Genomic DNA, 18,819 nt, shown 5'->3' on the forward strand with positions numbered 1-18,819 from the left:
GCTTGTTTTAAGGACAGGGATTGCTGATTTCGGCGTGTACGGCATCCACCGCTTCGAGCACGTCGTCCGGCAATACCACTTCGGCGCTGGCGATGTTTTCGCGCAATTGCTCCAACGTGGTGGCGCCGATGATGTTGCTGGCCACAAAAGCCCTGCCGGTTACGAAGGCCAGCGACAGGGCGGTGAGGCTCAAACCGGCGTCTTCGGCGATTTTTGCGTAGCGTTCCACCGCCGCGAAACCTTGCGGCTTGGTATAGCGTTTGAAGCGCTCGAATAAGGCCAAACGGCTGTTTTCCGGCATGGCGCCGTGGCGGTATTTTCCGCTCAACACGCCGCAGGCCAGCGGCGAATAAGCCAGCAGCGGAATGTTTTCGCGCAGTGAAATTTCGCTCATGCCCACTTCGTAGCTGCGGTTGAGCAGGTTGTAGGGGTTTTGCACCGAGACGGCGCGCGGCAGTTCGGGGTTTGCTTCGTGCCGGTTCAGATAGCGCATCGTGCCCCACGGGGTTTCGTTGGATAATCCGAACGCGCGGATTTTCCCCTGCCGTACCAGTTCGCCCAAGGTATCGACAATTTCGTTTATCGGCGTGAACCGTTCGTTTTCGGCCAGCGCCGACACGCCGAGTTTGCCGAAAAAGTTTACCTGCCGCTCCGGCCAGTGCAGCTGGTATAAATCGAGATAATCGGTGTTGAGCCGTTTGAGACTGGCTTCGCAGGCTTCGATAATCTGCGCGCGCGAAAAATCGTTGCCGCCGCGGATGTAGCTGTCGAGGTTATTGGCTCCGGTGGGGCCGGCGACTTTGCTGGCCAGCACGAAATCATCGCGCCTGCCCCGCCGCTTGATCCAGTTACCGATATATTGTTCGGTGCGGGTGTAGGTTTCTTGGCACGGCGGCACGGGATACATTTCGGCGGTGTCGATAAAGTTTACGCCGTTGGCCAGCGCATAATCCAGCTGTTCGTGCGCCTGCGCTTCGGTGTTTTGCTCGCCCCAGGTCATGGTGCCCAAGCAGATTTTGCTGACCATGATGCCGCTTTTGCCGAGTTCGCGCTTTTCCATAGGGTTTCCTTTCGTTTGATTTATGGTGAATTAAAGCAATGATTTGATTTCGCCTTCTATCGAAAGCGGGGCAACTGCGGGCGCGAAGCGGTTTACAACCCTGCCGTTGCGGTCAACCAGAAACTTGGTGAAGTTCCATTCGATATCGCCCGCTTCGCGCTTGCTGCCGAGTGCGGCCAGCTTCAACAGGGCGCCTTTTATGCCGCCCCCGCCGCTGTCGTGCGGTTGCTGCGCTTTCAGGTAGCGGTAGAGCGGGTGGGCATCGGCGCCGTTCACATCGATTTTGCCGAAAATCTTAAACTGCGTGCCGAACTTGGTTTGGCACACCTGCTCGATTTCGCTGCCGGTCTCGGGCGCCTGATTGCGGAACTGGTTGCAGGGGAAATCGAGAATTTCCAAACCCTGCCCGGCATAGCGGGCATAAAGGGTTTGCAGTTCGCTATATTGCGGGGTGAGGCCGCAGCGTGTGGCGGTGTTGACAATCAGCAGCACTTTGCCGGCATAGGCAGACAATGCCACGTTGTTGCCTTGTGCGTCTTTCATCACGAAATCATAGAGTCGGGCGGTCATGTTTATCCTTTCATTCGCCGGTGCAGGGCTGCACCAGCACCCACGGCGCCACCACCACCGCCCACATGGCTTGGTTGGCGGCCAGAAAGCGGTGCGCCTGCTCTTCGCTAACCACACCGAACCTGCCCTGCTTCATCAGTTCGCCCAATGCGGCGGCATCGTCGTCGGCCATCAGGCGGGCAGTTTGAATCAGATCCAGATCGGCGCTCACATACACCGCCGCGCCGCGTGCGAAATGCGGTTGCAGCTCGTTCCATGAAATGCGGGCGGTTTCGAGGTTGAGTTTGTCGTTGAGCAGGTTGTCGTTCATGCTTTTCCCTGAGAATGTTGAAACGGTTGGAGGCTATTGTACGCCATTTGCGGCCGCCTTTCTGTTTCAGACGGCCTTTTGAAGCCTTCGCAAAATACAGGGCGTTTCGGCAGAGACTTGTTGCCTGCGTTTTACAAATAGAATGTTATACAGTATCATTTGCGCTTTTCAGCCTTGCGCATAAAGATAAGGCCGTCTGAAAGATTGTTAAGCATGAATTCCATTTTACTCGCCGGCCTCGCCCAGCGCCTGCTGCTGGCCGCCGCCGCCCTCGCCCTGCTGTGGGGCGCTTATTTCTGGGCGGTGGCATGAGCATTCTGGTTGAAAACCTCACCGTAAGCTACCGCCGCCGGCCGGCCGTCCACCATTTGAACACCGAGTTCGCCGACGGCTGTATGTGCGCCGTTTTCGGCCCCAACGGTGCGGGCAAATCCACTCTGCTCAAGGCGGTGATGGGCTTGCTCAAAGCCGACACCGGCACCGTGCGCCATGTCGGTTTGCGCCGCCAAGACATCGCCTATCTGCCGCAGCAGTCGGATATCGACCGCAGCCAGCCCATCAGCGTGTTTGAGCTGGCGGCAATGGGACTGTGGTATGAAATCGGCTTTTTCGGACGGGTGAACGCCGCGCAGCGCAAACGGGTGACGGAAGCATTGGAACGGGTGGAAATGGCCGATTTTGCCGACCGCCAGATTGCCCATCTTTCCAACGGCCAGTTCCAGCGCGTTTTGTTTGCGCGTATGTTGGCGCAGAATGCGAAATTTCTGCTGCTCGATGAACCGTTTAACGCGGTGGACGCCAAAACCACTTATGCCCTGCTCGATGTTTTGCGGCGCTGCCACGGCAGCGGCCAGTCTGTTGTGGCGGTGCTGCACGATTACGAGCAGGTGCGGGCGTATTTTCCCGAAACGCTGCTGATTGCCCGCGACAAAATCGCCGAAGGCGCCACCGAGAAAGTGTTAACCGACACCTTTCTGCAACAGGCCAACGCCGCCATGCAGCGGCATGAAACGGCAGATTGGTGCGAAACGGCCTGATTTCGAAGCTTTTGCAAAACCTGCTTTCAGACGGCCTCAAACAAATTCGGGCCAAGACCTTTGCAAAACTGCCTTCAGGCCGTCTGAAAACCACCCGCCATATCCGATAAACCGCCACCTGATATTTCAGACGGCTTCTGCTTTCCAACATGAATCTTTACGAATTAATCATCGGGCCGTTTGCCGAATTCGACTTTATGCGCTATGCGCTCGCATCGGTGGTGTGCCTCGCGTTCAGCGCCGCGCCGGTGGGCGTGTTTCTGGTGATGCGCCGCATGAGCCTGATCGGCGACGCCTTAAGCCACGCCGTGCTGCCCGGTGCCGCCGTCGGCTATATGTTTGCCGGATTGAGTATGCCCGTTATGAGTGCGGGCGGCTTTGCGGCGGGTATGCTGATGGCGCTGCTTGCGGGTTTGGCCAGCCGCTTCACCTCGCTGAAAGAAGACGCCAATTTCGCTGCCTTTTATTTGAGCAGCCTGGCCATCGGCGTGGTGCTGGTAAGCAAAAACGGCAGCAGCGTCGATCTGCTGCACCTGCTGTTCGGCTCGGTGCTGGCCGTGGATTTGCCCGCGCTGCAACTGATTGCCTCAGCCGCCAGCGTTACCATCGTGGCATTGGCCGTGATTTACCGCCCGCTGGTGCTCGAAAGCATAGACCCGCTGTTTTTAAAATCGGTAAACGGCAAAGGCGGCTTCTGGCACGTTTTGTTTCTGGTGCTGGTGGTGATGAACCTGGTGGCGGGGTTTCAGGCTTTGGGCACGCTGATGTCGGTGGGGCTGATGATGCTGCCCGCCATCACCGCGCGCCTGTGGGCGAAAAATATGGGTATGCTTCTGCTGCTGGCGGTATTAACCGCTCTGGTGTGCGGCTTCGGCGGGCTGCTGTTTTCGTATTACATCGAAATCCCTTCCGGCCCCGCGATTATTTTGTGGTGCGGCGCGTTTTATCTGGTTTCGGTGCTGCTCGGTTTGGAAGGCGGCATCATTCCGAAATGGCTGCGCCACAAAAAACACCGCCGGGCTTGATGGCCAAATAGTTTTCAGACGGCCTCAACCTGCTGTTTTCAAAATGCTTTAACCACCGCTTTGTTTGTTACGTTATATCAAAAGGAGTTTTAAGATGAAACATTGGAAAACCGGCCTGATTGCCGCACTCGTATCCGGCAGCCTCTACGCCGCCCCCATGAACGTGGTCGCCAGCTTCAGCATTTTGGGCGACGTTGCCAAACAAGTAGGCGGCGAGCGCGTGGCCGTGCAGAATTTGGTCGGCCCCGACCAAGATTCGCACGCCTACCACATCACCAGCGGCGACATCAAAAAAATCCGCAGCGCCAAACTGGTGCTGATGAACGGTTTGGGCCTCGAGGGCGGCGACGTGCAACGCGCCGTGAAGCAAAGCAAAGTGCCCTATGCCGAAGCAGCGGCAGGCATCTCCGCCCTCAAAGCCCCCGAAGGCGGCCACGCGCACGACCATGATCACGGCCACGACCACGATCACGGCGAATACGACCCCCACGTTTGGACCGACCCCGTGCTGATGCAAACCTACGCCCAAAACGTTGCCAACGCCCTGATCAAAGCCGACCCGCAAGGCGCGGCCTATTACCGCCAACGCCTTACCGCCTATCAGGGCGAACTGAAAAAACTCCACGCCGACGCACAGAAATCGTTTGCCGCCATCCCGCAAAACCAACGCAAAGTGCTCACCGGCCACGACGCTTTCGCCTATATGGGCAAACGCTACAACATCCGCTTTATCGCCCCGCAGGGTGTGAACACCTCTGCCGAACCGTCGGCCAAACAGGTGGCGGCCATCATCCGCCAGATCAAACGCGAAGGCATCAAAGCCGTGTTTGCCGAAAACATCAAAGACACCCGCATGGTTGACCGCATCGCCAAAGAAACCGGCGTGAAGCCCAGCGGCAAGCTCTACTCCGACGCGCTGAGCAAAAACGCCCCTGCCAACAGCTATGTGAATATGTACCGCTACAACGTGCGCGCATTGAGCGATGCCATGAAATAAACCTTGTTTGGTAGGCAACCGTTCAGGCCGTCTGAAAACAAATACCGCACTGTTTGTTTTCAGACGGCCTTCTATTTTCAAATATATAATATATTGTTTTTATATAGAAAACTCTATCGTTACTTACACTTTTCATTTTTTGCATGAAAATCCATGTTGGGATTTTTGAGAGTTGTCAAGAATGCCAATAAGCACGGTAATTCCGTGTGACTATTGAGAATGCTCAACAATCACAAAACAATCATTTCAGCAAAAATAAAAACGGTTCGACATAAAAAGTATAAACAACCTAACCTTCCCAACAGGAATCCCCCCGCCCTGCCGATTTAAGCTAAAATAGCTGCCCCGCAAGCCATTCATTCTTGGAAAAAGCCATGTCTGCCATCAGCCTGAAAAAAATCTATTCCGGCAAAGTCCGCGACTTATACGAAATCGACGAAAAACGTATGCTTATGGTCGCTTCCGACCGCCTTTCCGCCTTCGATGTGATTCTCGACGACCCGATTCCCGGCAAAGGCGAAATCCTCACCCAGATTTCCAATTTCTGGTTCGGCAAACTCGCCCACATCATGCCCAACCACTTCACGGGCGACACTGTTTACGACGTGCTGCCGGAAGACGAAGCGCGTGCGTTGGAAAAACGTGCCGTGATCGCCAAAAAGCTCACGCCGGTTAAAGTGGAAGCCATCGTGCGCGGCTATCTGGCCGGCAGCGGCTGGAAAGACTACCGGCAAACCGGCACCGTGTGCGGCATCAAACTGCCCGAAGGCCTTCAGGAGGCGCAGCGGCTGCCCGAAGTGATTTTCACCCCCTCCACCAAAGCCGCCGTGGGCGATCACGACGAAAACATCAGCTTTGAAGAATGCGAAGCCATCATCGGCAAAGAGCTGGCCGCCGAAGTGCGCCGCAAAGCCATTCAGCTCTACACCGAAGCCGCCACATACGCCGAAACCCGCGGCATCATCATCTGCGACACCAAATTCGAGTTCGGCCTCGACGAAAACGGCACGCTGACGCTGATGGACGAAGTGCTTACGCCCGATTCGAGCCGCTTTTGGCCGGCCGGCCAATACCGCGTCGGCACCAATCCGCCCTCGTTCGACAAACAGTTCGTGCGCGACTGGCTGGAGCAAAGCGGCTGGAACAAACAGGCACCCGCACCGAAAGTGCCCGATGAAATCATCCGCAAAACGGTGGAAAAATACCGCGAAGCGCTGAACCTGCTCACACAGGATTAATATATCAATTTTAAAATACCAAACAACAAAAAGCTGTCAGGGAACCCTACCTAGACGGCTTTTAATCTCAACAAAAACTCAAAATTTTTGATACTGATTGATGTAGATAGTGTAATCAGGCGTAAGGGACAAAATGGGTGCTATTATTGGAGTAACACCTTCCTAAGGGACATTTTGGGTGTTACTCAGGCTTATCTAACAGGAAGATAATCTTTAAGGAACCTAATTTTATTATCTTTTCTCATGCCTTGATAGTACCGTAATTTCCGCTTCATATCACTAAAGTCCCCTCTCAAGCGAATTGCTTGTTTTTGGGATGTTCGGCTCGACAAACTTGTTCGAAAGTAAACAGATAATCCATATTTCGTTTCAGACTGTTAAACGTACTTCTTAGCCGCTTGTGAGTGTAATGAGATTTACCCGGTTCAGGGTTATACAGTACGCTCGTTTAGTAGGTTTTTATACTGCTCAAAACAGCATCTTAGTGCATTTTGAAATTGCGTGCGGATACTGCTTTTCAGAGTCAATGCAGTTGCTTTCAAATCTTGTACTGCTTGTTTCAGTTTGCGGGTCAGATAGCTGTTGATGGTTTTCAGTTGATGAAACTGGCACAACTGTATCGGTATATTGGGAAACATCTGCATCAAGCACTGTCCGCCATCATGGGTAATACTTTGTATTGTTATGCCTTTTCTCTTGATTCTATGAATTGCTTCGAGATATAACGCGTTGGTTGCATATTTGACTTCGTCGACCAACAAGGCTTGATTACTGGCTCTGTCATACAGAACCGTAATGCCAAAACTTCTGCCGAAATAGATGGTAACGTATTTAGGGTGGCAAACCGGTTTTCTTGCGGCAACTTTTTTCAAATGGCGACTGATGGTTTTGCTACTGTAATGGGAGTAGTCAGCAAGTTGTTACGAGGTCTGTTTACCGTAGAGCCGCCATAATTCGTCAGGATTGAAGTATCTGTCGCCATCAAAAAATTTCAGACAAACTTTGTATTGATAATGCTGCTTGCCATTTCTGGTGCCGTTACGTTTGATGCTTTGGGAGGTGCAAAAGGATATTGTTGCAAAGATAACACTTTAAGATTCAATCAGCATTTTACATATTTTTTGTATGTATTTGTTTTTACTTGATACTTAAGTGTGTCATTTTGCGCAGATATGACGATATTAAGCGGGTTTTGCTTGACTTTCCAGCAAAACCCGCTTTGTTATTTTGCGTTAGCTTTACGCGGCTTTGTAGCGTTCGGAATCGAACTTTTCGCCTTTTCTGTAAAGGTGAAATGCGATAACGGCCAATTTGCGCATGATGGCAACAAGTATCACCATCGGCGGTTTGTTTTTGGCTTTTAGACGGTTTACGAGCGCGGAGAAATAGCCGCGTCTTAAGGCTACCATTGCGGGCATGAAGAGAGCGGAGCGCAGCCGCCTGTTTCCGTATCGGGTTAGTTTGACCTTGCCTTTTACGCTTTTGCCTAATTCTTTTGCTTGGGGATTCAAGCCGGCGAATGCGGTAAATTGATTTGCGTTTTTGAATTTGCCGCTTAAAAGGTAGTTTGTGAGTATAGCGGCGGTCAGACTGCCGACTGCCGGAATGGTTTTTAGGCCGTCTGAAATGGTCTCGGCTTGGTTCGGATTTCACAAAGGTATCAGGCCGTCTGAAAGCAACCCTAACTTTCAGACGGCCTGATTTTTCGCACCGCGCTTTTATTTTGCACGCTCCGCCCACACCCGCCGCGCCTGTTCGGCCGCTTGCGGGTCGTATTCTTTGGCCAACACATCAAACACGCGCTGCAATTGTTGATTGTTCACGCCCAAGCGTTGGGTGATGCCCAAATGTGAGTGTAGTTGGGCGTCTGCCTTGCCCAGCGCGGCGATGGTGGAAACGGTAACCCAGCTCGCGGTTAACGTAATTCAGGTTGTCGCGGGCGAACAGGTAGCCGAACAAATGCGCTTTGAGGGCGCGGTCTATGCCTTCGTGACTGGCAATCACGCTGTCGGCGGCGGGCGAGCCCAAGGTTTGCAGGGTTTGCCGGCCGAGTGCGTAGTAGTCGGTGTTGTCGGGCGGTGTAGCGGCGGCTTTGCCCTGCGGGTCGCGGATGCCGCGCGCCTGCCGCTCTTTGAGCACGGCTTGCAGTGTGTTCATGCCGTTGAGCGCGCGCGGAAAGCCGGCGTAGGCGGATTGGTGGGTAAAGATTTCCTGAATCTCGTTCACCGTCAGCCCCCGCTCCAAACCGCGTTCGATGGCGGTTTTCAGACGGCCGCTATCGCCTGCGGCAGACAGGGCGGCAATCGGCACGATGGCGAGCTGTTTGGCGGAAAGCGGCGTGGTTTGCCGGTGTTTTGCCATATCGGGTGCGGCGGTGGGCGGCAGTTGCACGCGCTCCAGCCAAGTGGGTTTGTTGTCGGCAGCTTGCGGGCTGACGGCGATATGGCTCATGGCGGTGTGCTCGCCCGCGCCGTGCCAATGTTTGACATTGGGCGGACACCACACCACGTCGCCTTTTTTGATGATTCGAACCGGTTTGCCCCATTCCTGCGTGCGCCCTTCGCCTTCGGTAACGATTAAATACTGCCCGTGCGAATGGGTGTGCCAATCGGTGATGGCGCCCGCTTCAAACTCTACAATCGCTGAAGCATTTGGACTATTCGGGATTTCAGGCAGCCTGGCAAAACGTGCCGCACCTGAAAAATGTTCGCGCGGTGCGGCTGTCCATTGATGTTGGTTATAAGATGTAACCGTTTGTTCCGCCAAGACTGGCAAACTGGTTAAGACAAGTACGGTAGAAAATAACAACGTTTTTTTCATTTGATTGTCTCCAAAATTTCAGGCAGCGTTTAGGCTGTCTGAAAAAGAGCTATAAGGTTTTGCCGAAGAACTGCGTTAATTTCGCGCTGATTTGTTTCACATATTCGGGTTTCCAATAGGTTTCGATATGGCTTGCGCCGTCAATCAAAACCAACTCTTTGTTTTTCGTGCCGGTGGCCTTGGCAAAAGCTTGTTCCGTCATGTAGCGCGTATCGGCTGCCGAACCTGCAATCATCAATAAGGGTTGGTCAATCAATTCGGCTTGGTCGGTTGCATCCCATGTCATCAAATCCAATAAGCTTTCTGTGGTGTAGCGTGGCGTTGAATTGGGGTGGAAATGGGTTTTGCCATAATATTCTGCACCATCACGATATAATCCCGCGGGCATTTGGGCGATTTGTTCATCGGTGATTTTGGTTAAATCGGCATTGGCTTCATATTGCACTTCACCCTTTGCCAGCAGATTGCGTGCTTGGCTGGCTTTTGCCAAACGCTCTTGAATGGTGGCAACCGCGCTGTCATTCATACCGTTACGGCGGATTAAGCCCGTATTGAACAGGCTAACCGTTGCCACGCTTTTAATGCGTTTGTCGCTTTGCGCGGTGGCAAAGGTGTAACCGCCGCCGCCGCAAATGCCCAATGCACCGATACGCTTGGTATCTACACCTTTGAATTGGCTAATGAAATCCACCATGCCGTGAACATCGTTAATGCGGTTAAACGGTTTGTCGGTTTGGCGCGGCTCGCCACCGCTCGCGCCTTGATAAGCGGCATTGGCGGCAATCGTAATATAGCCTTGCTCCGCCAATTTTTGCGCGTACAAGCCCGCCACCTGTTCTTTCACGCCGCCGTTGGGATGGGCAACCACAATCGCAGGATACTGTTTATTCGGGTTGAAATTGGCCGGCGTATACACATTGGCGGCGATTTTGATGCCGTTGACGGTGTAGGAAACGGGGCGGATATTGACCTTGCCCGCTTCGTTTTGGCGGATGGCGCCGTCGTACACCAAGGTAAACGGGTTGTTGCGGTAATCGGCGGCGGCCACGCTGCCTGAAACGCCGGCAAGGGCGGCGGCTAAAACGAAAGGTGAAGATAATTTGGCGAAATTCATGATGGGGTTTCCTATGGTTGTAAAAAAGATAGGGTCATTCTAGCCCTCTGTTCGTTCTGATACAATGAACGATCAAGGAATGCAACATTCCAAAAACAGTAACAATAATGTTAAATAAATTGGAAGCGCTGCGCCATTTCTGCGTCGCCGCCGAAACGCTGAATTTCCGCGAAACGGCCGTGCGCTTATCGGTTTCGCCGCAAGTGGTGTCGCGCATGATTGCCGAATTGGAAAGCGCCGTCGGCGAAGTGCTGTTCAAACGTAATTCGCGCACCATCCGTTTAACGGCGTTTGGCGAACAGTTTCTGCCGCGGGCGAAACAATTGCTGGAAGATGCCGAGCTGCTGTTTACCGACCATGCCCGCAACGACGACCATTTAGCCGGCGTGGTGCGCATTACCCTGCCGAGGCTGCCTTTTTACGCGGAAATTTTGGGCGAACTGTGCCAACAATTGCGCGATTATCCCGACATCGTGCTGGAATGGTATGCCGACAGCGCGCGCCTAAAGCTCACGGAACACCAAATTGACATGGGCGTGCGCGTCGGCCTCTCGCCCGAACCCGATTGGGTGGTGCGCCCGATTACCGAAATGCGCCAGCGCATCGTTGCCGCGCCCGAATTGGCCGCACGCTGCGGGCTGCCTGAAAATCTGGAAGATTTGCAGCGGCGCTATCCTTTGAGCAGCCAAATCAATCAGGAAACCGGCCGCCCTTGGGGCTGGTATTTCAACGAACAGCAAAACTTCATCCCCCGCCGCCCCGCCTTGGCCGCCACCGACGGTTACAGCGAGCTGGCCGCCTTATCGGGCAGGGTGTGCGCGTTTATTTTAGACGGCATCTGCCAGAGCGAATTAACCGCCGGCAAGCTGATCGAGCTGCTGCCCGACATTCCCCGCCAAACTTGGCAACTGTATCTTTACCGCCCCTACCACAGCATCACGCCGCAACGGGTGTTGCTGGTGTTCGATTTATTAACACAGATATTGCAGCGCTATTTCCCGGCGGTTAAAAACAAAATGCCTGTCTGAAAGTTTCAGACAGGCATAAAACCACTAACCGGCATCCGTTATAGAAAACCCGGGCAAGAATAACAAACCGTTCCGTTAAACCACTCATGTTGCGATATAATTTCACCGCTTTTTCACGAAATTCATAACCATACTGCTCATTGAGGAAAACACTCATGACCCGGCCAATTTTCTACAACCAGCATCCCGAACAACAAGCCCGCGACATTATCGACCAAAAGCTGGAGCAGGCAGGCTGGATGATTCAAACGGTAAACAGCTACAACCCCAATGCCGGTTTGGGGGTGGCGGTGCGCGAATATCCCACCGCAACCGGGCCGGTGGATTACCTGCTGTTTGTAGACAGAGAGCCGGTGGCCATGATTGAAGCCAAGCCGGAAAACTTCGGCCACAAGCTCAACACGGTTGAAGAGCAGAGCGCACGCTATGCCGATAGCGAACTGAAAAACATTTCTCAGGCCGAAATCGCCTTTTTATATGAAAGCACCGGCGTGGTTACCCATTTCACCAACCGCAACGACCCCGCCCCGCGCGCCCGCGAAGTATTCCACTTCCACCGCCCCGAAACCCTGCAAAAATGGGCGAATGAAGGCAAAAACACCCTGCGCGCCAAATTAAAAGCCATGCCCGCGCTCAACCCCAACCGTTTGCCGGCATCAGAACTGGGACTGCGCGATTGCCAGTTAACCGCCATTGAAAACATGCAGGCTTCTTTGGCAAAAGATTTGCCCCGCGCCCTGATTCAGATGGCCACCGGCGCCGGCAAAACCTATACCGCCATCAGCATTATGCACCGCCTGCTGAAATACACCGGCAAGCGGCGCATTTTGTTTTTGGTCGACACCGTTAACTTGGGCGAACAGGCCGAGCAAGAAATGCTGGTGTTTACCCCGCCCGGCGACAACCGCAAATTTACCGAACTCTACAACACCCAAGTCATCAAATCGCCGCATATTCCCAAAGGCGTAGAAGTGTGCATCTGCACCATTCAGCGCCTGTATTCACTGCTGAAAGGCAAAGAGCTGGACATTCCCGACGACAGCATCGGGCTGGAAGAATGGGAAAACCGCTTGAAAGAACCGTTACCCGTAGCCTATCAGCCCGATTTGCCGCCGGAATTTTTCGATTTTATCTTTATCGACGAATGCCACCGCTCCATTTACAACCTGTGGCGGCAGGTTTTGGATTATTTCGATGCCTATCTGATCGGTTTAACCGCCACCCCCGATAACCGAACTTTCGGCTTTTTCAACCAAAACGTAGTGAGCGAATACAGCCACGAACAAGCCGTGGCCGACGGCGTGAATGTGGGCAACGAAGTGTATTTGATCAACACCAAAATCAGCGAGAAGGGCGGCAAATTCAAAGCCGAAGAACTGGTGGAGCACCGCGAGCGCACCACCCGTCGCAAACGCTGGCAGCAGCAAGACACCGACGAAACCTACACCGCCAAACAACTGGATCGGGACATTGTCAACCCCAGCCAAATCCGCACCATTATCCGCACTTTCCGCGACCATTTGCCCGTTATCTTCCCCAACCGCCAAGAAGTGCCCAAAACCCTGATTTTTGCCAAAAACGACAGCCACGCCGACGACATCATCAAAATGGTGCGCGAAGAATTCGGACAAGGCAACGAATTCTGCAAAAAAATCACCTATAAAGCCAAAGACGATATTGTGGACGAACACGGCGAAATCATCGAAGAGGGCGAAGAGCCGAAAGCCGTGTTGGCCAACTTCCGCAACAGCTACCACCCGCGCATTGCCGTTACCGTCGACATGATCGCCACCGGCACCGACGTGCGCCCGCTCGAATGCCTGCTGTTTATGCGCGATGTGAAAAGCCGCAACTATTTTGAGCAAATGAAAGGGCGCGGCACCCGCACGCTGGATAAAGACGGCCTGCAAAAAGTCAGCCCGTCGGCCCGCACGGCCAAAACCCATTATGTGATTGTCGATGCCATCGGCGTAACCAAATCCTTAAAAACCGCCAGCCAGCAACTGGACACCAAGCGTTCGGTCAGCTTCTCCGATTTGGGCAAAGCCGTGGTGTTCGGCGGCGCGTTCGACAGCGACAGCATCAGCTCGCTGGCGGCACGCCTGGTCCGTTTGAACAAACAGCTGGATAGCGAACAGCAGCAACACATTGCCCAAATCACCGGCGGCATTCCTTTATCACAACTGGTCAAAGACCTGTTCCACGCCATCAATGCCGACGAAATCCATCAGGCAGCCTGCGAGCAAGAAGGCATTTCCCTTGACGAAACGCCGTCTGAACCAACCGTTTTGCAGATACAGAAACAACGCGTGAAAGCCGCCACCCGAGCGCTTTCCATGGAACTTATCACCACCCTGGATGAAATCCGCAAACAAAACGAGCAGAAAATTGACCACGAAATCGATGAAATCACCCACGCAGGCTGGGCGGATAACGACGAAGCCCTTACCCAAAGCTTCGCCCAATGGATAGACGAACACAAAGACCAAATCACCGCCCTGCAAATTTTTTACAACCAGCCCTACCAACGCCAGGCCTTAAGCCTGGCCATGATCAAAGAGCTGGCAACCGCCATCAAAAAAGCCAAGCCGAAACTGGCATTGAGCCATATTTGGCAGGCCTATGCCCGCCTGGACAAAGTAAACGAGCAGGCGGAGAGCGAATTAACCGCCTTGGTGAGCTTGATCCGCCGCGTGGCGGGCATCGATAACACCATCACCCCGTTTGCCAAAACCGTACGCAAAAATTTCCAAAAATGGACATTTGAGCACAACGCCCGCGCCGACAAACCGCTGAGCGAAGAACAAATGCACTGGCTGGCCATGATACGGGAACACCTCATCACCTCGTTTGCCATTGAAGAAAACGACTTTGAACTCACCCCGTTTAACCAACACGGCGGCTTGGGGCAAGCCTATGACGTATTAAGCGCCATCGCCGCCAACGACCGGGATTTTGACACCCTGTTAGACGAGATTAACCGACAATGGACAGCATAAAGATGACAACAGAAATACCATTACCGCAAGGGTGGGAAAAATCAACTTTAGGAGAAATTGCCACTTATATTAATGGTCGAGCCTTTAAACCAACCGAATGGAGTAAGGCTGGTACACCTATTATTCGTATTCAAAATTTAAATAACCCGAATGCCGAATATAACTACTATGTTGGAAATATCGAGAAAAAATATCATATTGAAAATGGAGATTTGCTTTTTGCATGGTCTGCATCGCTTGGAGCATATATTTGGAAAGGCGAGAATGCTTTCTTAAATCAGCATATCTTTAAAGTATTGCCAAAAGAAAATGTAGATAAAACATTTGTTTATTATTTACTTAATAATATTACCAATGAACTTTATACCAAAGCACATGGTTCAGGAATGGTTCATGTTACAAAAGGGAAATTTGAAGCGACATTAGTCAATATTCCTCCACTTGAAACCCAACAAACCATCGTCGATAAAATCGAAAGCCTGTTTGCCGAAATCGATGCGGGCATAGCCTGTCTGAAAACCGCCGGGCAGCAGCTCAAACAATATCGCCAAGCCCTGCTCAAAAACGCCTTTAACGGCGAACTCACCAAACAATGGCGGTTGGAACACGCCGACAGCTTGCCGTCCGAAAAAGAACTGCTCGCCCAAATTCAGACGGCCCGCCAACAACACCACGACAGGCAGCTTGCCGATTGGCAAACTGCCGTTAAACAATGGGAACAAACAGGCACACAAGGAAAAAAGCCGAGTAAACCCAAAGCACCTACACAAGCGGTTAAATTTGAAGGAAATTTTTCAGATTTGCCAAATGGGTGGGGTGTGATAAAACTGGGGAATTTTATTCAAGATATTCAGGCTGGTAAAAGTTTTAAATGTGAAGAAAGACCACCAGCGGATAACGAAATTGGTGTAGCCAAGGTAAGTGCTGTTACATGGGGGGAATATGATGAAAATGAAACCAAAACTTGTTTCAATGAAAATATGATAAACCCTGATTTTTTCATTAAAACTGGAGATTTTTTATTTAGCCGAGCAAATACTATTGAGCTAGTTGGTGCATGTGTAATTGTTAAAAAAACAAACAAAAACATCATGCTGAGCGATAAAACTCTACGTATTGATTTTACCGAAATTTTAAAAGAATATGTTTTGTACTATTTACGTTCTTCTGACGGAAGAAAACAAATTATGGATAAAAGCAGTGGTAATCAGGATTCTATGAGAAATATTGGTCAAGAACGTATTAAGGACATAAATATTCCACTTTGCTCATTAGCCGAACAAACCCAAATCGTTGCCATCTTGGAAAGCAAACTCACCGCTTGCGACCAACTGGCCGCCGAGCTTGCCACACAACTCAAACAGGCCGAACTGCTTAAACAGGCGGTATTGAAAGCAGCGTTTTCAGGCAGGCTTTCGGATGACTTTTCAGACGGCCTTTCAGGTAGCCTTTTCGGGAATAAATCATGAATAAACTGCCGATCAATATCCATGATTTGCTGAGAAAACGCACCATCGAAAGCGAACGGGTGGAATATAAGGAGGGCTGGAATCCCGAAAGCGTTTTGCACACCCTCTGCGCCTTTGCCAACGATTTTCATAATTTGGGCGGCGGTTATGTGGTCATCGGTGTGCGGGAAGAAAACGGCATGCCGCAACTGCCGCCCGTGGGTTTGTCAGCGGATGAAATCGACCGCATTCAAAAAGAGCTTTTGAATATTGAACGCAGTGCCATTCAGCCTGCGTTCAACACCTTGACTGCGGTTTATGAAATCCAAGGCAAAAGCATTTTGGTTTTGTGGGCGGCAGGCGGCGAAGTGCGCCCTTACAAAGCCAAAAAAAGTTTGGCAAAAGACCATAAAGAATGGGCTTACTATATCCGCAAGCACACCAGCACGGTTGTGGCCACCGGGGCGGATGAACAGGAATTGATCGGTCTGGCCAATAAAGTGCCTTTTGACGACCGCTTGCATATTTCGGCAACTTTGGATGACTTGGAGCCGCATTTAATCCGCGAATTCCTCAAAGACGTGAAAAGCGATTTGGCGCCGATTGCCAAAAATTTGAGCATTGAAGAACTTGCCGTGCGGATGAATATCGCAGGCGGCACGCCCGAGGCGCTGTTTCCGAAAAATGTCGGGCTGATGTTTTTCAACAGCCGGCCGGAAAAATTCTTTCCTTACAGCCAAATTGATGTGGTGTATTTTCCCCAAGGCGCAGGCGGCGGGCATTTTGAAGAAAAAGTGTTTCAAGGCCCTTTGGGGCAAATGACCAAAGATGCTTTGAATTTTATTAAAAACAATTATGTGCAGGAAAAAGTGGTTAAGCTGCCCAATCAAGCCGAAGCAAGGCGTTTTTTCAATTTTCCTTTTGAAGCCATTGAAGAGGCATTGGTAAATGCGGTGTATCACCGCTCTTATGAATTGCGCGAGCCGATAGAAGTGCGCATCGATCCGCACGAAATCCTGATTTTGAGCTACCCCGGCCCCGACCGTTCCATCAGAATGGAAACATTACAGGCAGGCAGGGCGGTCAGCCGCCGTTATCGAAACCGCAGAATCGGCGAATTTTTGAAAGAATTGGAACTGACCGAAGGCCGTTCGACTGGTGTTCCGACCATTTTGCGGGTGATGCAGGAAAACGGCTCGCCCATGCCTGTTTTTGAATCCGATGAAGAACGTACTTATTTTATGATTCGGCTGCCGATTCACGAGGCTTTTGTTTTATCTGGTGAAACGAAAACCGATCAAGTTAGTGACCAAGTTAGTGACCAAGTTAGTGACCAAGTTATTTTGATGTTGGAACGTCTGGAAAATTGTGAAGACAGTGCCAAAGCATTAAGAGAAAAATTAGCCATATCTCATTCAACGTATTTTAGGAACAAATACATACAGCCTGCTTTATCGCTGAATCTGATTGAAATGACGGTTCCCGACAAACCCAACAGCCGCAATCAAAAATACCGCTTGACTGACCAAGGCAAAAAATTATTGGCAACATTTAAGAGAAACTGATGATGACCACACCACACAACCCAACACCAAACGCCATTGTGCAAAAAGTATGGAGCTTTTGCCATATGCTGCGCGACGACGGCGTAAGCTACGGCGATTATCTGGAGCAGATTACCTATCTGATTTTCTTGAAAATGGCATTTGAATACAGCCAGCCCCCTTATAACCGTGATGTCGGCATTCCCGCCGAATACAACTGGAAAAGCCTCACCGGCCGCACCGGCGCCGATCTGGAAAGCCATTACCTTGCATTATTGCGTGATTTAAGCCAGAAAAAAGGCTTGCTGGGGCAAATTTTTGCTAAGGCGCAAAACAAAATCCAAGACCCAGCCAAACTATCCCGCCTGATAGCGATGATAGACGAAACCAAATGGACACGCTTGGGCGTGGATGTGAAGGGCGATATTTACGAAGGCATTTTGGAAAAAAACGCTGAAGATACCAAATCAGGTGCAGGACAATACTTTACCCCGCGCGCATTGATTGAAGCCATTGTGCAATGCGTGCGCCCACAAGCCGACACCGTGATTGCCGATCCTGCCGCAGGCACGGGCGGTTTTTTGTTAGCCGCATATGGCTATTTGGAAAAACACGGCGATTTAAATGCCGAACAAAAAGCACGCTTAAAAAACGGCACCTTCTTTGGCAATGAAATTGTTGCCAATACGCGCCGTTTGTGCCTGATGAATTTGTTTTTGCACGGCATCGGCGAAATGGATGGCGAAAGCCCGATCAGCTCCGATGATTCTTTGGTGGCGCCAAGCGAGCGCAAAGCGGATTTGGTGTTGGCCAATCCGCCGTTCGGCAAAAAAAGCAGCATAACCGTCACCAATGCCGAGGGAGAAGCGGAAAGCGAAGATTTTGTTTATAACCGCCAAGACTTTTGGGCCACCACTTCCAACAAACAGGTGAATTTCTTGCAGCATATTTACACCATGCTCAAAAACAACGGACGCGCGGCAGTGGTGGTGCCCGATAATGTGCTGTTTGAAGGCGGCGCAGGTGAGACGGTGCGTAAGAAATTGTTGCAGATGACGGATTTGCACACCATTTTGCGTTTGCCGACCGGCATTTTCTACGCCAACGGCGTGAAAGCGAATGTGCTGTTTTTTGATAACCACCCGGCTCAGGAAAAAGCGGTTACCCAAGCAGTGTGGGTGTACGACTACCGTACCAATGTGCACCACACCTTGAAGAAAAAACCGATGCAGCTGGCGGATTTGCAGGATTTTATCGCCTGTTATTGCCCTGAAAACCGCTTTCAACGCACGGAAACCTACCACGCCGAAACCAATCCTGACGGGCGCTGGCGCAAATTCAGCATCGATGAAATCAATAAACGCGAAAAAACCAGCTTGGATATTTTCTGGCTCAAAGACCATTCCCTAACCGATTTGGATAATTTGCCCGAGCCTGATATTTTGGCCGATGAGATTATTGAAAATATCGAAGCGGCTTTGGTGAATTTCCGCAGCGTGGCGGCGCAGTTGGGCGGATAAGGAAATTCATGGAACATGCCTGTCTGAAAACAAAGCATCTGTTTTCAGACAGGCATGATGTTTTGCCAAATCTGTTTGCCCGCAATCGGCAAAATCAAAATAAGGCCGT

The 18,819-nt window shown here is 51.5% G+C and carries 16 protein-coding genes; 9 read left to right on the top strand and 7 right to left on the bottom strand.

Features of this window, described 5'->3' with window-relative positions; translation table 11 throughout:
* Window positions 1–7 precede the first annotated feature (7 nt).
* From H3L92_RS06225 to H3L92_RS06235, 3 genes are read right to left on the bottom strand one after another with little or no spacing between them, the layout of a single operon-like run.
* A complete protein-coding gene (locus H3L92_RS06225; RefSeq protein WP_085365942.1) occupies window positions 8–1,060 on the bottom strand; it encodes an NADP(H)-dependent aldo-keto reductase in 1,053 nt (350 codons plus the stop codon).
* Window positions 1,061–1,090: 30 nt separating this feature from the next.
* Entirely contained in the window at window positions 1,091–1,630 is a 540-nt protein-coding gene (locus H3L92_RS06230) for a glutathione peroxidase (RefSeq protein ID WP_085365943.1), read from the bottom strand.
* A 10-nt stretch (window positions 1,631–1,640) separates the two neighbouring features.
* Window positions 1,641–1,940 carry a DUF2288 domain-containing protein gene (locus tag H3L92_RS06235; protein ID WP_085365944.1) on the bottom strand — a complete coding sequence of 100 codons (300 nt, stop codon included), beginning with the start codon at window positions 1,938–1,940 and terminating at the stop codon, window positions 1,641–1,643.
* A 308-nt stretch (window positions 1,941–2,248) separates the two neighbouring features.
* Between H3L92_RS06235 and H3L92_RS06240 the strand changes: the two genes are divergently transcribed.
* The 4 genes from H3L92_RS06240 to H3L92_RS06255 all read left to right on the top strand — a co-directional run bounded on the left by H3L92_RS06240 (window position 2,249) and on the right by H3L92_RS06255 (window position 6,237).
* A complete protein-coding gene (locus tag H3L92_RS06240) occupies window positions 2,249–2,977 on the top strand; it encodes a metal ABC transporter ATP-binding protein (protein WP_085365945.1) in 729 nt (242 codons plus the stop codon).
* A 149-nt stretch (window positions 2,978–3,126) separates the two neighbouring features.
* The gene (locus H3L92_RS06245) at window positions 3,127–4,002 is read left to right on the top strand and encodes a metal ABC transporter permease (RefSeq protein ID WP_085365946.1); all 876 of its coding nucleotides are present in this window, start codon (window positions 3,127–3,129) and stop codon (window positions 4,000–4,002) included.
* Window positions 4,003–4,096: 94 nt separating this feature from the next.
* Window positions 4,097–4,999 (top strand): metal ABC transporter solute-binding protein, Zn/Mn family, encoded by a 903-nt coding sequence (locus H3L92_RS06250; RefSeq protein WP_085365947.1) that lies wholly within the window; start codon window positions 4,097–4,099, stop codon window positions 4,997–4,999.
* A 374-nt stretch (window positions 5,000–5,373) separates the two neighbouring features.
* Window positions 5,374–6,237 (top strand): phosphoribosylaminoimidazolesuccinocarboxamide synthase, encoded by an 864-nt coding sequence (locus H3L92_RS06255; protein WP_085365948.1) that lies wholly within the window; start codon window positions 5,374–5,376, stop codon window positions 6,235–6,237.
* Between the two features lie 431 nt (window positions 6,238–6,668).
* Here H3L92_RS06255 and H3L92_RS13260 read toward each other — a convergent pair whose 3' ends face one another.
* The 4 genes from H3L92_RS13260 to H3L92_RS06275 all read right to left on the bottom strand — a co-directional run bounded on the left by H3L92_RS13260 (window position 6,669) and on the right by H3L92_RS06275 (window position 10,171).
* Entirely contained in the window at window positions 6,669–7,109 is a 441-nt protein-coding gene (locus tag H3L92_RS13260) for a hypothetical protein (protein WP_245945474.1), read from the bottom strand.
* A gap of 366 nt (window positions 7,110–7,475) precedes the next feature.
* On the bottom strand, window positions 7,476–7,865 hold the full coding sequence (locus tag H3L92_RS06265) for a transposase (protein ID WP_085365949.1): 390 nt from the start codon (window positions 7,863–7,865) through the stop codon (window positions 7,476–7,478).
* 163 nt (window positions 7,866–8,028) lie between these two features.
* A complete protein-coding gene (locus H3L92_RS06270; RefSeq protein WP_245945475.1) occupies window positions 8,029–9,003 on the bottom strand; it encodes a cupin domain-containing carboxymuconolactone decarboxylase family protein in 975 nt (324 codons plus the stop codon).
* Window positions 9,004–9,106: 103 nt separating this feature from the next.
* Window positions 9,107–10,171, bottom strand: a complete 1,065-nt coding sequence (locus tag H3L92_RS06275; RefSeq protein WP_085365950.1) for an alpha/beta hydrolase — start codon at window positions 10,169–10,171, stop codon at window positions 9,107–9,109.
* Between the two features lie 107 nt (window positions 10,172–10,278).
* Here H3L92_RS06275 and H3L92_RS06280 point away from each other — a divergent pair, with 107 nt between their 5' ends.
* The 5 genes from H3L92_RS06280 to H3L92_RS06300 all read left to right on the top strand — a co-directional run bounded on the left by H3L92_RS06280 (window position 10,279) and on the right by H3L92_RS06300 (window position 18,710).
* A complete protein-coding gene (locus H3L92_RS06280) occupies window positions 10,279–11,199 on the top strand; it encodes a LysR family transcriptional regulator (RefSeq protein ID WP_085365951.1) in 921 nt (306 codons plus the stop codon).
* Window positions 11,200–11,354: 155 nt separating this feature from the next.
* Window positions 11,355–14,198, top strand: coding sequence for a type I restriction endonuclease subunit R (locus H3L92_RS06285; protein WP_085365952.1), 2,844 nt, complete (start codon window positions 11,355–11,357; stop codon window positions 14,196–14,198).
* Window positions 14,199–14,200: 2 nt separating this feature from the next.
* The gene (locus tag H3L92_RS06290; RefSeq protein ID WP_085365978.1) at window positions 14,201–15,667 is read left to right on the top strand and encodes a restriction endonuclease subunit S; all 1,467 of its coding nucleotides are present in this window, start codon (window positions 14,201–14,203) and stop codon (window positions 15,665–15,667) included.
* The gene (locus H3L92_RS06295) at window positions 15,664–17,211 is read left to right on the top strand and encodes an RNA/DNA-binding domain-containing protein (RefSeq protein WP_085365953.1); all 1,548 of its coding nucleotides are present in this window, start codon (window positions 15,664–15,666) and stop codon (window positions 17,209–17,211) included. The genes H3L92_RS06290 and H3L92_RS06295 overlap by 4 nt, the downstream gene beginning before the upstream one ends.
* On the top strand, window positions 17,211–18,710 hold the full coding sequence (locus tag H3L92_RS06300) for a class I SAM-dependent DNA methyltransferase (RefSeq protein ID WP_245945476.1): 1,500 nt from the start codon (window positions 17,211–17,213) through the stop codon (window positions 18,708–18,710). The genes H3L92_RS06295 and H3L92_RS06300 overlap by 1 nt, the downstream gene beginning before the upstream one ends.
* Window positions 18,711–18,819: the final 109 nt, after the last annotated feature.

It is taken from the genome of Neisseria dentiae, assembly GCF_014055005.1.
GTDB lineage: Bacteria > Pseudomonadota > Gammaproteobacteria > Burkholderiales > Neisseriaceae > Neisseria > Neisseria dentiae.